Origin of the sequence: Kibdelosporangium persicum, from assembly GCF_013280595.1 — a bacterium.
In the GTDB taxonomy this organism is placed as follows: Bacteria; Actinomycetota; Actinomycetes; order Mycobacteriales; family Pseudonocardiaceae; genus Kibdelosporangium; species Kibdelosporangium persicum.
Genome location: NZ_JAAATY010000002.1, coordinates 158,721 through 173,892, shown reverse-complemented (window position 1 = coordinate 173,892; position 15,172 = coordinate 158,721). Strand labels below are relative to the sequence as shown.

12 protein-coding genes are annotated in these 15,172 nt (G+C 68.7%); 11 read left to right on the top strand and 1 reads right to left on the bottom strand.

Translation table 11 applies throughout. The annotated features are described in order from the left end of the window. Positions 1-5 precede the first annotated feature (5 nt). The 7 genes from GC106_RS05380 to GC106_RS05350 all read left to right on the top strand — a co-directional run bounded on the left by GC106_RS05380 (position 6) and on the right by GC106_RS05350 (position 8,933). Positions 6-728 carry an HAD family hydrolase gene (locus GC106_RS05380; RefSeq protein ID WP_173125041.1) on the top strand — a complete coding sequence of 241 codons (723 nt, stop codon included), beginning with the start codon at positions 6-8 and terminating at the stop codon, positions 726-728. Continuing rightward, positions 728-3,082 carry a glycoside hydrolase family 65 protein gene (locus GC106_RS05375; protein WP_173125039.1) on the top strand — a complete coding sequence of 785 codons (2,355 nt, stop codon included), beginning with the start codon at positions 728-730 and terminating at the stop codon, positions 3,080-3,082. Before GC106_RS05380 ends, GC106_RS05375 begins: the two co-directional genes overlap by 1 nt. Positions 3,083-3,694: 612 nt before the next feature. After that, complete coding sequence (locus GC106_RS05370) at positions 3,695-4,531, top strand: DUF4097 family beta strand repeat-containing protein (protein WP_173125037.1); 837 nt, start codon at positions 3,695-3,697, stop codon at positions 4,529-4,531. Between the two features lie 153 nt (positions 4,532-4,684). Continuing rightward, positions 4,685-6,535: a molecular chaperone DnaK gene (gene dnaK, locus GC106_RS05365; protein WP_173125035.1), complete on the top strand. Its 1,851-nt coding sequence runs from the start codon at positions 4,685-4,687 to the stop codon at positions 6,533-6,535. Further along, the gene (gene grpE / locus GC106_RS05360; protein ID WP_173125033.1) at positions 6,532-7,290 is read left to right on the top strand and encodes a nucleotide exchange factor GrpE; all 759 of its coding nucleotides are present in this window, start codon (positions 6,532-6,534) and stop codon (positions 7,288-7,290) included. Before dnaK ends, grpE begins: the two co-directional genes overlap by 4 nt. A gap of 30 nt (positions 7,291-7,320) precedes the next feature. After that, positions 7,321-8,484, top strand: coding sequence for a molecular chaperone DnaJ (dnaJ, locus tag GC106_RS05355; protein ID WP_173125031.1), 1,164 nt, complete (start codon positions 7,321-7,323; stop codon positions 8,482-8,484). A gap of 2 nt (positions 8,485-8,486) precedes the next feature. Beyond that, positions 8,487-8,933, top strand: coding sequence for a heat shock protein transcriptional repressor HspR (locus GC106_RS05350; protein ID WP_173125029.1), 447 nt, complete (start codon positions 8,487-8,489; stop codon positions 8,931-8,933). Between the two features lie 77 nt (positions 8,934-9,010). Here GC106_RS05350 and GC106_RS05345 read toward each other — a convergent pair whose 3' ends face one another. After that, positions 9,011-10,114, bottom strand: coding sequence for an FAD-binding oxidoreductase (locus tag GC106_RS05345; RefSeq protein ID WP_246364977.1), 1,104 nt, complete (start codon positions 10,112-10,114; stop codon positions 9,011-9,013). Positions 10,115-10,438: 324 nt separating this feature from the next. Between GC106_RS05345 and GC106_RS05340 the strand changes: the two genes are divergently transcribed. From GC106_RS05340 to clpB, 4 genes are all read left to right on the top strand, one after another. Then, a complete protein-coding gene (locus GC106_RS05340) occupies positions 10,439-11,212 on the top strand; it encodes a pyridoxamine 5'-phosphate oxidase family protein (RefSeq protein WP_312872442.1) in 774 nt (257 codons plus the stop codon). Next, on the top strand, positions 11,209-11,667 hold the full coding sequence (locus GC106_RS05335) for a MarR family winged helix-turn-helix transcriptional regulator (protein ID WP_312872441.1): 459 nt from the start codon (positions 11,209-11,211) through the stop codon (positions 11,665-11,667). The genes GC106_RS05340 and GC106_RS05335 overlap by 4 nt, the downstream gene beginning before the upstream one ends. A 91-nt stretch (positions 11,668-11,758) precedes the next feature. Continuing rightward, positions 11,759-12,205 (top strand): MarR family winged helix-turn-helix transcriptional regulator, encoded by a 447-nt coding sequence (locus GC106_RS05330; RefSeq protein WP_173125023.1) that lies wholly within the window; start codon positions 11,759-11,761, stop codon positions 12,203-12,205. Between the two features lie 253 nt (positions 12,206-12,458). Beyond that, positions 12,459-15,044 (top strand): ATP-dependent chaperone ClpB, encoded by a 2,586-nt coding sequence (clpB, locus tag GC106_RS05325; RefSeq protein ID WP_173125021.1) that lies wholly within the window; start codon positions 12,459-12,461, stop codon positions 15,042-15,044. Positions 15,045-15,172 lie beyond the last annotated feature (128 nt).

Below are 15,172 nucleotides of genomic sequence, written 5' to 3'. Positions count from 1 at the left end.
AACGGGTGATAGGACTGCCGGAAGCGATCAAGGCCCTGCTGTTCGATCTCGACGGCGTGCTGACCGGGACCGCCGAGCTGCACAGGCAGGCATGGAAGCGGACGTTCGACGACTTCCTGGCCGGTCGGCAGGGGCAGGGCCCCTTCACCGAACAGGACTACCTGGACTACGTGGACGGCAGGCCGCGCGCCGACGGGGTGCGGACGTTCCTCGCGTCGCGCGGCATCACCCTGCCGGAAGGCGGTCCGGACGACCCGCCGTCCGCGGAGACGATCAACGGCGTGGGCAACCGGAAGAACGAGCTGCTGCTGTCGATCATCCAGAACGAGGGCGTGCGGCCGTACCCCGGTTCGCGGCGATACCTCGAAGCCGCCCGGGACGCCGGCCTGCGGATCGGCGTGGTCACCTCGTCGGCGAACGGCGCCGCCGTGCTGGACGCCGCCGACCTGACTCCGTTCGTGCAGGCGCGCGTCGACGGCGTGACGATCGTGTCCGAAGGACTGCGTGGCAAGCCGGCGCCGGACTCGTTCCTGGCCGGTGCCAAGGCTTTGGGTGTGGTTCCGGCCGAGACCGCGGTCTTCGAGGACGCGCTGTCAGGTGTACAGGCTGGGCGAGATGGGAAGTTTGGGTTTGTTGTCGGAGTCGACCGGGCGAACCAGGCCGATGCCCTGCGCGCGCACGGCGCCGACATCGTGGTGACCGACCTCGCGCAGCTGCTGGAGGCCTGATGGACAAGCCGAGTTACGAGATCTCGCCGTGGCAGCTGCGCTGGCAGGGACTTGACCTGGACGCTTTGCGGCGTACGGAATCCACGTTCGCGCTGTCCAACGGTCACATCGGACTGCGGGGCACGTTCGAGGAAAGCGAACCGCGCGGCCTGCCCGGCACGTACCTCAACGGCTTCTACGAACGACGGAAACTGCCGTACGCCGAGGCGGGCTACGGCTTCCCGGAGGACGGGCAGACGGTCGTCAACGTCACCGACGGCAAGATCATCCGCCTGCTCGTCGAGGACGAGCCGCTGGACATGCGCTACGGCAGCGCGCCGCGGCACGAGCGTGTGCTCGACTTCCGCTCCGGCAGCCTGCGCAGGCGCACCGAATGGGTCTCCCCGACCGGTCGTCGCGTGCGGATCACGTCGGAGCGCTTGGTCTCCTTCACCCAGCGTGCGATCGCCGCGATCAACTACACCGTCGAGCCGTTGGACGACGAGATCCAGCTGGTGGTCCAGTCGGACCTGCTCGCCAACGAACCGGTGACCACCAGGACCGACGACCCGCGGGTCGCGGCCGCTCTGGACAACCCGCTGATCAGCGACGACGCGTTCGCCGAGCGGGGCAGCTACCGCGCGGTGCTGGCGCACCACACACGCGCGTCCGGACTGCGGATGGCCGCGGCCATGGACCACGAGTTGTTCCTCGACGAGGACAACATCCGCACGGAGATCAAGGCGGAGGAGGATCTCGCCCGGCTCACCGTCGCGGCCGACGTGCCCAAGGGCAGCAAGCTGACGTTGACCAAATACCTGGCGTACGGCTGGTCGAGCAAGCGGTCCTCACCCGCGCTGCGGTCACAGGTCGAGGCGGCGCTCGTCGGTGCGCTGCAGACCGGCTGGGAAGGACTGCTGGCCGAACAACGAGCCTTCCTCGACGAGTTCTGGGACACCGCCGACATCGAGATCGAAGGCGACGCCGAACTTCAGCAAGCGGTGCGGTTCGCGCTCTTCCACGTGTTGCAGGCCGGTGCCCGTGGTGAGACCAGGGCGATCCCGGCCAAGGGCCTGACCGGTCCCGGGTACGACGGCCATGCCTTCTGGGACACGGAAACCTTCGTGCTGCCGGTGCTGACGTACACGATCCCGGACGCGGCCCGCGACGCGCTGCGCTGGCGTCACTCCACTTTGGACAAAGCGCGGGCGCGGGCGGAAACGTTGTGCCAGAAGGGCGCCGCATTCCCGTGGCGCTCGATCAGTGGCGACGAATGCTCCGGCTACTGGCCCGCGGGCACGGCGGCGTTCCACATCAACGCCGACATCGCCGACGCCACCATGCGCTACCTCTACGCCACCCAGGACAAGTCGTTCGAGTCCGAGTGCGCGTTGGAGATGCTTGTGGAGACCGCGAGGTTGTGGATGAGCCTCGGCCACCACGACACCCACGGCAATTTCCGCATCGACGGCGTCACCGGCCCGGACGAGTACACGGCCGTCGCGGACAACAACGTCTACACGAACCTGATGGCACGCCGTAACCTGCGCGCCGCCGCGGCCATGGTCGAAGCCAACACCGCACTGGCTCACGACTTGGGCGTGGACACCGAGGAAGCGTCCCGCTGGCGCGACGCCGCCGACGCCATGGTCGTGTTGTACGACGACGACCTCGGCGTACACCCCCAGTCCGAATGCTTCACCAGCCATGCGCGTTGGGACTTCCGCAACACTCCGGACGAGAACTACCCGTTGTTGCTGAACTACCCGTATTTCGACCTGTACCGCAAGCAAGTCGTGAAACAGGCCGACCTGGTCCTGGCCTTGCACCTGTGCGGCGACGAGTTCACCCCCGACCAGAAAGCCCGCGACTTCGCGTACTACGAGGCCCTGACAGTCCGCGACTCGTCCCTGTCAGCGTCCACACAGGCAGTGATCGCCGCCGAAGTCGGCCACCTGGAACTGGCCTACGACTACTTCGCCGAAGCGGCACTGACAGATCTGCACGACCTGCACGGCAACGTCCAAAACGGACTCCACATCGCCTCGCTCGCGGGTGCGTGGCTGGTGGTCGTGGCGGGCTTCGGCGGCATGCGCGACCACCACGGCAACCTGACCTTCGCGCCGCGCCTGCCACCGGAACTGACGAAGATCGCCTTCCGGATGACCTTCCGCGGCAGCAAGATCGCGGTGGAGATCCGCCCGGAACGCGCGGCCTACCGGTTGCACGCGGGCGAACCACTCGAACTGACGCACCATGGCGACCCGTTCACCCTCGGTACGGAACCCGTGATCCTCCCGATCCCCGCCACCCCCGACCACCCAGCCCCACGCCAGCCGCACGGCCGCGCCCCGACCCGTCGCCGCCCGAGGTAGCGGAGGTGGTTCCGCCGGAGTCTCCTGATTCCGGCGCTGGCGTTCGGTCGCGCCGCCGCGAAGGTTTCGAGGGTGCTCTTGTGGCCGTGCCGTGCCCCGAGGCCCGGTCGCATTCCGGCTCCAGCCGAGATACCGCCCGCCCGTGGTGCGGGCACGCTTGTCCGCAACGCAAGGTGTCCGTACCAACGGTCCGTCCACAAATCCAGTTGTCACAACCAGCCAGTAACCCCCATGACCAGCCCTTACCCCCGGTAGACTGGCCACGGGGTCGCCCCCCGGGAGCGGTGGGGGCTGGTCAAGGGGCGGAACGCGGCGCGGAGGACGGCTGCGGGAATCGGCGGGGAGACTGTTGGGGGACGGGGGAATCCGCTGGAGCGAGGGCTCGAGCCGCGATCATGGGCGCTCATCCGAACGGGGGTAGGGCCAGCACCACGGCCGGAACGGAAGCCAACTCCAGCGCGCGCCGGGACCCTGACGCGTAGTTTCCTTGCCGACGGTCCGCTCAGGGTCGGCGACCCGGGGTGGGCTCCGGGTGGTCCCGGATGCCGCCGGTTCGCCGCCTCAATAGGTTCGGAACGTCGTTCGGACGCGGATGGGGAGCAGGAGATGGTCATGTCTCGTCGTGTTGTGCTGGGGGTCTGCGCGATCGGCGCGGGCACGCTCCTGTTGTCCGGCTGCGATGGTTTCCGGATGTCGTCGCAGAACTTCAGCGATACGACGGACATCACGCAGCAGGTCGCGTCGGTCCGGATCGACAACGGTTCGGGGGCCGTGCGGATCCGGGCCGGGGCGACCGCGTCGGTGCGGCGCACCGTCTACTACCGCGACGACAAACCTGGGCAGACCCACCGCGTGGACGGGGACACGCTGGTGCTTGAGGACTGCGAGCAGCGCAACTGCTCGATCGACTACGAGGTCACGTTGCCCACCGCGGCCAAGGTGATGGGGGAGGTCGGGTCCGGCGAGGTCGAGGTCGTCGGCATGGCCGAGGTCGGGGTCAGGGCCGGGTCCGGCGATGTCCGGGTCAGGGATGTCCCGGGCCCCGTCACGGTGAACGTCAGCTCCGGCCGGGCGGAGCTGACCGGGCTTGGCCAGTCGGCCGTGGTCGAGGCGAGTTCCGGCGACGTGTCCGTCACCGACGTGAAGGGTGACCTCACCGTTCTGTCCCGGTCCGGCGAGGTCAACGCCGTCGGGGTCGGGGGCAGGACGTCGGTGGAAAGCTCGTCCGGTGACGTCCGGGTCGACATGGCGGTGCCGCAGAGCGTCAAGGTGGTCGCGAGCAGCGGCGGCATCCGTGTCACGGTCCCGCGCGGCCAGCTGTACCGGGCAGACGTGAGCACCGACAGTGGCGAGCGCAGGATCAGCGTGGACACCAGCCCGCAGTCGCAGTACGTGCTGAATCTGGAAGCCAGCAGTGGCGACATCGAGGTCGGCTACCGCGCCGCCTGACCCGGCGGGAACAAATCCCGCACCCCGCTCGTTGGCCTGTCAGGAAGGTTGAGCGGCATTCGCTCAAGTCTGATTTGACCGGCGCAGACTCTCGGTAGCAGACTTGAGCCACACACGCTCAAGGCGAAGCAGCAACACTACCGGGAGGATTTCATGGCGCGAGCGGTCGGCATCGACCTGGGGACGACCAACTCCGTCGTCGCCGTTCTCGAAGGCGGTGAGCCGACGGTCATCGCCAACTCCGAGGGTTCGCGGACGACCCCGTCCATCGTCGCCTTCGCCAAGAACGGCGAGGTGCTCGTCGGCCAGCCGGCGAAGAACCAGGCGGTCACCAACGTGGACCGCACCATCCGCTCGGTCAAGCGGCACATCGGCTCCGACTGGAAGACCGATGAGATCGACGGCAAGCGCTACACCGCGCAGGAGATCTCCGCGCGCGTGCTGATGAAGCTCAAGCGCGACGCCGAGTCGTACCTTGGCGAGCAGATCACCGACGCCGTCATCACCGTCCCCGCCTACTTCGAGGACGCCCAGCGTCAGGCCACCAAGGAGGCCGGCCAGATCGCCGGCCTGAACGTGCTGCGGATCGTGAACGAGCCGACCGCGGCAGCACTGGCCTACGGCCTGGACAAGGGCGAGAAGGAACAGACCATCCTGGTCTTCGACCTCGGTGGCGGTACCTTCGACGTCTCCCTGCTGGAGATCGGCGACGGTGTCGTCGAGGTCCGGGCGACCAGCGGTGACAACCACCTCGGTGGTGACGACTGGGACCAGCGGATCGTCGACTGGCTGGTCGACAAGTTCAAGCAGTCCAGCGGCATCGACCTGACCAAGGACAAGATGGCGCTGCAGCGCATCCGGGAGGCCGCGGAGAAGGCGAAGATCGAGCTGTCCAGCTCGACCAGCGCCAACATCAACCTGCCGTACATCACGGTCGACGCGGACAAGAACCCGCTGTTCCTCGACGAGACCCTCACTCGGGCGGAGTTCCAGCGGATCACCTCCGACCTGCTGGACCGCACCCGGGCGCCGTTCCACAACGTGATCAAGGACGCCGGCATCAACCTCGGCGACATCGACCACGTCGTGCTCGTCGGTGGCTCGACCCGGATGCCCGCGGTGACCGAGCTGGTCAAGGAGCTGACCGGCGGCAAGGAGCCCAACAAGGGCGTCAACCCGGACGAGGTCGTGGCCGTCGGTGCCGCGTTGCAGGCCGGTGTGCTCAAGGGTGAGGTCAAGGACGTCCTGCTGCTGGACGTGACCCCGCTGTCGCTGGGCATCGAGACCAAGGGTGGTGTGTTCACCAAGCTCATCGAGCGCAACACCACGATCCCGACCAAGCGGTCCGAGATCTTCTCCACCGCCGACGACAACCAGACCACCGTGGGCATCCAGGTGTTCCAGGGCGAGCGCGAGTTCGCCGTGCACAACAAGAAGCTGGGCACGTTCGACCTGACCGGTCTGCCCCCGGCTCCGCGTGGCGTCCCGCAGATCGAGGTCACCTTCGACATCGACGCGAACGGCATCGTGCACGTCTCCGCCAAGGACCTGGGCACCGGCAAGGAGCAGTCGATGACCATCACGGGCGGCTCGGCGCTGCCCAAGGAGGACATCGACCGGATGGTCAAGGACGCCGAGGCGCACGCCGAGGAGGACAAGCGCCGCCGCGAGGAGGCCGAGACCCGCAACCAGGCCGAGACGCTGGTCTACCAGACCGAGAAGTTCCTCAAGGACAACGAGGACAAGGTCCCGGCCGACGCCAAAGAGAAGGTCAACGCGGCCATCGCGGAGGCCAACGAGGCGCTCAAGGGCGAGGACACGGCCAAGATCAAGGCCGCGGTCGAGAAGCTGTCGCAGGAGTCGCAGGCGATGGGCGCGGCGATGTACGCGTCCGCCAACGCGGCAGGCGGCGAGGGCGGCCAGCCCGGCGGCGGCGCCGGTGCCACCCCGCCGAAGGACGACGTTGTTGACGCCGAGATCGTCGACGAGGACGAGAAGAAGTGACCGATCAGGGACCGCACGACAACAACAACTCCGCTGAGACCGACCAGTCCGGGGAGCCGCGAGTGGTGGTGCGCGACCGACGCCGGATCGACCCGGAGACCGGTCAGGTCAAGACCGTGACCGAGGAGGTGCCCGTCGACGAGACGGGCGCCCCCGAGGGCGGCAGGCACGCGGCGTCGGACGACGCCACGCAGACCGGGCAGGCGCCCGAGGTCGAGGCCGAGATCGTCCCGGAGGAAATGGTCTCCGAGGAGGTTTCGCTGAAGACGCAGCTCGAGGAGCGCACGAAGGACCTGCAGCGGTTGCAGGCCGAGTACGCCAACTACCGCAAGCGGGTGGACCGGGACCGCGAGAGCGTGGTCACCACCGCCAAGGCTTCGGTGCTCAACGAGCTGCTCGCGGTGCTCGACGACCTGGAGCGCGCGGCCGCGCACGGCGACCTGACCGGCGCGTTCAAGGCGGTGGCGGACAAGCTGACCGCCACTCTGCAGCGCGTCGGACTGGAGCCGTTCGGACACGAGAACGAGCCGTTCGACCCGTCCGTGCACGAGGCCGTGCAGCACGACACGTCGCCGGACGTGCAGGGCCCGACGGTGACCGCGGTGTTGCGCCGCGGCTACCGGATCGGTGACCGGACACTGCGCCCCGCGCTGGTGGCCGTCACCGACCACGAGCCCGGCGCGCCCGCGGCACCGGCTCAGGAATGGGTCGAACCATCCGAGGAACAGCCTGATGGCTCGGCGGATCGGAACTAGCACGGAAAAAGGGAAGGGAGGGGACGTCCGGTGAGCGCGAGGGACTGGATCGACAAGGACTTCTACCGTGAGCTGGGCGTCTCGTCCAGCGCGACGGACGCGGACATCAAGAAGGCGTACCGCAAGCTGGCCAGGGAGCTGCATCCGGACGCCAATCCGGGTGACACCGAGGCCGAGACGCGGTTCAAGGCGGTGTCCGAGGCGTACGGCGTGATCGGTGATCCCGAGAAGCGCAAGCAGTACGACGAGGCGCGCCGCCTGTTCGGCGGCGGGTTGCGTGGCTTCGGCGGTGGCAGCGGCGGGTTCGACGTCGGTGACATCTTCGGCGGCGCCAACGCGCAGGGCGCGTCCGGCAGCTTCAGCGGGCTCGGCGACATCCTCGGCGGCCTGTTCGGCAGGCGCGGCCAGGGATCGAGCGCGGGCCGGCCGCGGCGCGGCGCGGACGTGGACACCGAGGTGCGGATCGACTTCCTGGAAGCGGTCCGTGGCGCGACCGTCCCCTTGCGACTGTCCAGTCCGTCCACGTGTGGCACGTGCAACGGCAACGGTGCCCGGCCGGGCACCAGCCCGCGCACCTGTCCGACGTGCAACGGCGCCGGTCTGATCACGCGCAGCCAGGGCGCTTTCGCGTTCAGCGAGCCGTGCCGGGACTGCCGTGGGACCGGCCGCATCGTCGACGACCCGTGCCCCGAGTGCGGCGGCGACGGTGTGAGCACCAAGAGCCGCACGCTGACCGTCCGCATCCCGCCGGGGGTGGAGGACGACCAGAAGATCCGGCTGGCCGAACAGGGCGAGCCGGGCCAGAACGGCGGGCACGCCGGTGACCTGTACGTGCGCGTGCACGTCACCCCGCACGCCGTTTTCGGCCGCTCGGGCAACGACGTGACCCTCACCGTTCCGGTCACCTTCCAGGAGCTGGCGCTCGGCACCACGCTGACCGTGCCCACTCTGGACGGCAAGGTGTCGTTGCGGGTGGCTCCGGGTACCGCGAATGGCAGGGTGTTCCGGGTCCGGGGCAAGGGTGTCGTCAAACGTGACGGCGCCGCGGGTGACTTGTTGGTCACCGTGCAGGTCTCGGTGCCGAGCAAGCTCTCCGACGAGGCGCAGGCCGCGCTGGAGGAGTACACGAAGGCGACTTCGGGCCAGGACCCCAGGCCCGAGCTGACCGCGATGCTGAAACAGAGGAGCGACTAGTGATGCCCTCGTTCCCCAGCGGTGTCCCCTTCCCGGCCAACGCGGACGAGGACACCCCGATCTTCGTGATCTCGGTGGCCGCGCAACTGTCCGGCCTGCACGCGCAGACCCTGCGCAGCTACGACCGCCTCGGTCTGGTCTCCCCCGGCCGGACCTCGGGCGGCGGGCGCAGGTACTCCATGCGGGACATCGCGGTGCTGCGCGAGGTTCAACGCCTCTCCCAGGAGGAGGGCGTGAACCTCGCGGGCATCAAGCGGATCATCCACCTGGAGAACCAGGTGACCGCCCTCCAGGCGCGGGTCGAGGAACTCACGCACGAACTGGCCGCGGCCTACGCGGCGGCCGAACAGGCGGCCGCGGCCGTGCACAAGTCCTACCGGCACGAGCTGGTGCCGGTGCACAAACCGAAAACCGCTCTGGTGGTCTGGCGCCCCCAGCCGCGCCGCTGACCCCGAGCACCGATCCCCAGCCTTGACCCCACCCTCGCGGACGAGGGGGTCGAGGCTGGTCGCATGTCCGGACCCGTTCAGTCCAATGTGAACGGGTCGTACGTGATGTGGTCCAGCGGCGTGCCCGCGACCAGCATCCGCGACACAGTGGACCTGATCATCCCCGGCGAACCACTGACCAGCACGTCCCGGTCGGCCCACGCGCCATAGCGGGTGACGACGTCGGCGAGCGTCCCGTGTTCGGCCCCAGTGGCGTCCGGTTCGGACTCGAGAACAGGGACAACGGTCAGCCACGGGTTCGTGGCGGCCAGTTGCTGCAGGTTCGGCAGGTCGTACAGATCGGACAGAACGCGTCCACCGTAGAACAGGTGAACGCGCGGGTTCTCGCCCCAGTGGCACAGTTCGTCGATGATCGCCCGCATGGGAGCGAGACCCGTCCCGCCGGCGACCATGACTAAGTCCCGAGTGGTCTCACGGTCCACCCGCATCCGGCCGAGCGGCGGTCCGAGCCGCCAGGTCTCGCCGATCCGCGTGTGCCCGACGATCGCGCGGCTGACCCAGCCGCCTTCGACCGTCCGGATGTGGAACTCGATGGTCCCGTCCTCGCGTGGGGCGTTGGCGGGCGACAGGTAGCGCCACAGCCGCGGCCGGTGCGGGGTTTCCACGCTCACGTACTGCCCGGGCTGGTACGGCATCGGGTGGTCTGTTTGGACGGTCACCACGGCGAGGTCGTAGCCGATCCGGTGGTGGTCGACGACGGTCGCGGGCCACCAGGCGGGCCCGTCCTCGGCGTTCGCGGCGTCCAGCATGGCGCGCGCCATGATCGTGTAGGCCTCGGCCCAGGCGAGCTCGATCTCGCTGGTCCAGGCCTTGCCCGAGAATCTCTTCACCGCCGCGATCAGTGCCGTGCCGACGGCCTCGTAGTGCGCGCTGATCACACCGAACTTGCGGTGGTCACGGCCGAGCTGGCGGAGGAACGGGTGCAGGTCGTCCGGCCGGTCGACCAGTTGCACGATGTGCACCAGCGCCCGCAGCAGGCGGGAACGCTGGACCTCCATGTTGGCCGGGAACATGTCCCGCGCGTCGGGTGACAGGCTGAACAGCATCCCGTAGAAGAACCTGGCGACCTCCTCGGCCTTGGGTTCGACGAGGGCCCAGCTCTCCCTGGTCAGGCGGACCATCGCGGCCGCGCCGGACGCGGCGTCCATGGATCTCGCCGGGGCCGGGGACTTCGGTGTCTGCGGTATCGGACTCACTACGGCGTTTGCGGTCATGGTCGGGGCACGGACTCCAACCTCTGGCTCGGACATGTTGATGGGCGTCACGGTCTTCTCATGCATCCATCCCCCGACAGGGTGGACAGTAACCCGATTCTCGTGGGATGTCGGCCTTGATGCCACCTTCGTGTAGTTGTGCGTGACGAAATGTCCTCCGATTACCTCGTCCGGTCGACAACCGATGGGCGGACTGGGCGCCCGTCCCCCCGATATGAAACTGTTACGCGCGTGCCTTCCGCAACCCCGACCCCTACCGGCACCGCCGAGGCGCACCTGTTGGACCTCGAACTGGCGGAGCCATCACCACGCCCACGAGCGAATCTCGCGGTCGTGCGCACCGAAGTCGCCGATCCACTCGCCGACCATGAGTCTGATCACTTACCGGGCTCACGCGGCGAGCACCTGCTCCAGTGCGCCTACGGCAGCCGCGACCGGGCCAAGAAGTTCTACGACCACCAGATGCTCGACCACCTCAACGAGGCGATGATCGAGTTCATCGGCCGGATGGACATGGCCTTCATCGCCAGCGCCGACGCCAAGGGCGAGTGCGACTCGTCGTTCCGCGCCGGTCCGCCAGGCTTCATGCAGGTCCTGGACCCGTACCACGTCGCCTACCCGGAGTACCGCGGCAACGGCGTGCACGCCAGTCTCGGCAACGTCAGCGAGAACCCGCACCTGGCCATCCTGATGGTCGACTTCGTCCGCGACCTGATCGGGCTGCACGTCAACGGCAAGGCCCGGGTCGTCGAGGACGCCGACATCCGGGCGCGTCACCCCGGCATCCCGTCCGACTTCGACCGTGGCCGCATCCCCGAGCGCTGGGTGGTCGTCGAGGTGGAGGAGGCGTACATCCACTGCCGCAAACACATCCCGCACCTGCGGCCGGTCGACCGGACCAGGGACTGGGGCACCGACGACGTCAAACGCAAGGGTGGCGACTACTTCGGGGCGAAGGCCTCGCCGAAGCCGTGGCACCAGGTGGTGCACACTTCCGGGCAGTGAACGGCAAGCCTGTGAAACCGACCGGCGACCGGGAGTCCGCGACCCAAGCACTGGAGCGCGAGCTGTCCGTGCTGTTCGGCCGGGCTCGGAGCATCTCGCTGAGCCTGGCCGCGCGGGTGCACCCCGAGCTGGACGCGGCCTGTTACGCCCTGCTGCTGCATCTCGGCGACATCAGCCCGGTCCGCGCGGCCGACGTGGTCGAGCGCACCGGCCTGGACAAGTCGACGATAAGTCGCCAGATCGCCCGGCTCGAAGAACTGGACCTCGTCGAACGGGTCGCCGACCCGCACGACGGCCGTGCCCGGCTGGTCCAGCTGACCGACGTCGGCGCCCAACGCCTGGACACGGTCCGTTCCGACCGCCGCGCCCGGCTGCACGCGATCCTCGACAGCTGGCCGACCGAGGACATCACCACGTTCTCCACCCTGCTCGGCAAGCTCAACCGGGACCTGTAGACGCGCACCTGACAAAACGGCCACGGCGGGCGGTCGTGGCCGTTTCGCCGTTGGTATAGTTGTATTAGACAACCAATGGTGGGGTGCGGCGATGCGGCCAACTTCCGAGGACTACATCGGCCTGCTGCGGCAAGTCCGCGCGCTGATGGAGATCCAGCACGCCGCCACCATGCGCAGCTGGGAGGAGACCCGGCTGCAGCCCGGTGCGGGCAAACTCCTCGCCGAACTGGCGTATCGCGGCGAGTCACGCGTCTCCGACCTGGCCGAACAGCGCTTCGTCGACGCGTCCGTGGTCAGTCGCCAGGCGGCTCAGCTGGAGAAGCTCGGCCTGATCGAGCGTCGCCGCGCCCCTGAGGACCGTCGTGCCGCCTTACTGCGGATGACCGCCGAAGGCGAGAAGGTGCTGGAGCAGTGGCGTCAGCGCCAGGTGGAAGCCATGGCCGAGGCGCTGGCCGACTGGGACGCCGAGGCGGTCGCCGCCGCCACCGAGCACCTCGCCCGCTTCAACACCGCCTTCCGCGCCCGCCTCTCGACCTGACAAGGTCACGCAGGTCGGGACCGGGTGCACCCGGACGGCGGCTTGCCCAGGTGTTGATCACCCGCCTTGTCCACGTGCTGTGGATAGCGACCTGCGGTTTGTGGACAACTGGGCACTTCTTGTGGACAACCACGTTGGTACGTGTGAGTGAATTCGACTTGAGCGGAACAGGCTCAACTTTTCTGACGTTAGGCATGATGACGGCTTCTGCGGAAAGCTGGCACAAGGGCACCAACGCGTACTGAGGTGAGGGATGGACGCTTTCAACCCGACCACGAAGACCCAGCAGGCGGTCTCCGCCGCGGTTCAGGCGGCCACGGTCGCCGGGAACCCGGACGTCTCGCCGGCGCACCTGCTCGCCGCCCTGCTCGCCCAGGGCGAGGGCCTGACCGCGCCGCTGTTGACGGCGGTCGGAGCGGACCCCGCGGTGATCGGCAAGGAACTGGAGAAGATCGTCGCCGCGTTGCCTTCGGCGACCGGCGCGACGGTGTCCACGCCGAACCTGAACGGGCAGACAGCCCGCTCGTTGTCGCAGGCCCAGAAGCTCGCGACCGAAATGGGCGACGAGTACGTCTCCACCGAGCACGTGCTGTACGGCCTTGCCTACGAGCGCGGCCCGGTCGGCGAGCTGCTGCGCAGGCACGGCGCCACGCCCGAGGCCATCAAGGAGGCGTTCTCCAAGGTCCGCGGCTCCACCAGGGTGACCAGCCCCGATCCGGAAGGCACGTACCAGGCGCTGGAGAAGTACGGCGTCGACCTCACCGAACGCGCCCGCAAGGGTGAACTCGACCCGGTGATCGGCCGGGACGCGGAGATCCGCCGCGTCGTGCAGGTGCTGTCGCGCCGGACCAAGAACAACCCGGTGCTGATCGGTGAGCCCGGTGTCGGCAAGACCGCCATCGTCGAGGGCCTCGCCCAGCGCATCGTCGCCGGTGACGTGCCGGAGTCCCTGCGCGGCAAGCGAGTCGTCGCCCTCGACCTCGGCTCGATGGTCGCCGGCGCGAAGTACCGCGGTGAGTTCGAGGAACGGCTCAAGGCCGTGCTCAAGGAGATCACCGACTCCGCGGGCCAGGTCGTCACGTTCATCGACGAGCTGCACACCATCGTCGGCGCGGGCGCGACCGGTGAGGGCGCGATGGACGCGGGCAACATGATCAAGCCGATGCTGGCCCGGGGCGAGCTGCGCATGGTCGGCGCGACCACCCTGGACGAGTACCGCGAGCACATCGAGAAGGACCCCGCACTGGAGCGGCGGTTCCAGCAGGTGCTCGTCGGTGAGCCGTCGGCCGAGGACACCATCGGCATCCTGCGTGGCCTCAAGGAGCGCTACGAGGTGCACCACGGTGTCCGCATCACCGACGCCGCCCTCGTGGCCGCGGCGACGCTCTCCGACCGGTACATCACCGCGCGGTTCCTGCCGGACAAGGCGATCGACCTGATCGACGAGGCCGCGTCCCGGCTGCGGATGGAGATCGACTCCCGGCCGGTGGAGATCGACGAGGTCGAGCGGGCCGTGCGGCGCCTGGAAATCGAAGAGATGGCGCTGGCCAAGGAAGAGGACCCGGCGTCCAAGCAGCGGCTGTCCGCGCTGCGGGCCGAGCTGGCCGAGAAGCGGGAGGCGCTGTCGGCGCTGACCGCCCGCTGGCAGAACGAGAAGGGCTCGATCGAGAAGACCCGTGACCTGAAGGAGCAGCTGGAGGCCCTGCGCGGCGAGTCCGAGCGGGCCGAGCGCGACGGCGACCTCGGCCGCGCCGCCGAACTGCGTTACGGCCGCATCCCCGCGCTGGAGAAGGAGCTCGAGGCCGCGACCGAGACCACGAAGGCCGCGTCCGTGATGCTCAAGGAGGAGGTCGGCCCGGACGACGTCGCCGAGGTCGTGTCCGCGTGGACCGGGATTCCGGCCGGCCGGATGCTCGAAGGCGAGACCGCCAAGCTGCTGCGGATGGAGCAGGAGCTCGGCAAGCGCGTCGTCGGCCAGGCCGAGGCCGTCCGGGTGGTCTCCGACGCGGTCCGCCGGTCACGGGCCGGTGTCGCGGACCCGGACCGGCCGACTGGCTCGTTCCTGTTCCTCGGCCCGACCGGTGTCGGCAAGACCGAGCTGGCCAAGGCGCTGGCGGAGTTCCTGTTCGACGACGAGCGGGCGATGATCCGGATCGACATGAGCGAGTACGCCGAGAAGCACTCGGTGGCCCGGCTGGTCGGTGCCCCGCCCGGGTACGTCGGCTACGACCAGGGCGGCCAGCTGACCGAGTCGGTGCGGCGGCGCCCGTACAGCGTCGTGCTGCTCGACGAGGTCGAGAAGGCTCACCCGGACGTGTTCGACGTGCTGCTGCAGGTGCTCGACGACGGCAGGCTGACCGACGGCCAGGGCCGCACGGTCGACTTCCGCAACACGATCCTGGTGATGACCTCCAACCTGGGCTCGCAGGCGATCGCGGACGTGTCGCTGACCGAGCAGCAGCGCAAGGACGCCGTGCTGGCCGTGGTGCAGCGGCACTTCAAGCCGGAGTTCCTCAACCGGCTGGACGATGTCGTGGTGTTCCACCAGCTGGCGACCGAGGAGCTGACCTCGATCGTGGACATCCAGATCGACCGGCTCGGCCGCAGGCTGGCCCAGCGCAGGCTGACCCTCGACGTCACCGCGGCGGCCCGGGACTGGTTGGCCCTCAACGGGTTCGACCCGGTGTACGGCGCGCGTCCGTTGCGGCGCCTGGTTTCGTCGGCGATCGGCGACCAACTGGCCAAGAAGCTGTTGGCCGGCGAGATCGCCGACGGCGACCGGGTCACCGTGGACATCGCCGACGACTCGTCCAGTTTGGTCGTCGGACGCGCCTCCTAACACCGTGTCCACCTTTGCGGCACCCCGTGTCCACCTTTGCGGCACGGTGTGTCGCACTTTCCGGCACCCCGAGTCGCACTTTCCGGCACAGTGCCGGACACGCGCTCCTGCCAAATGATCCTTCCGCG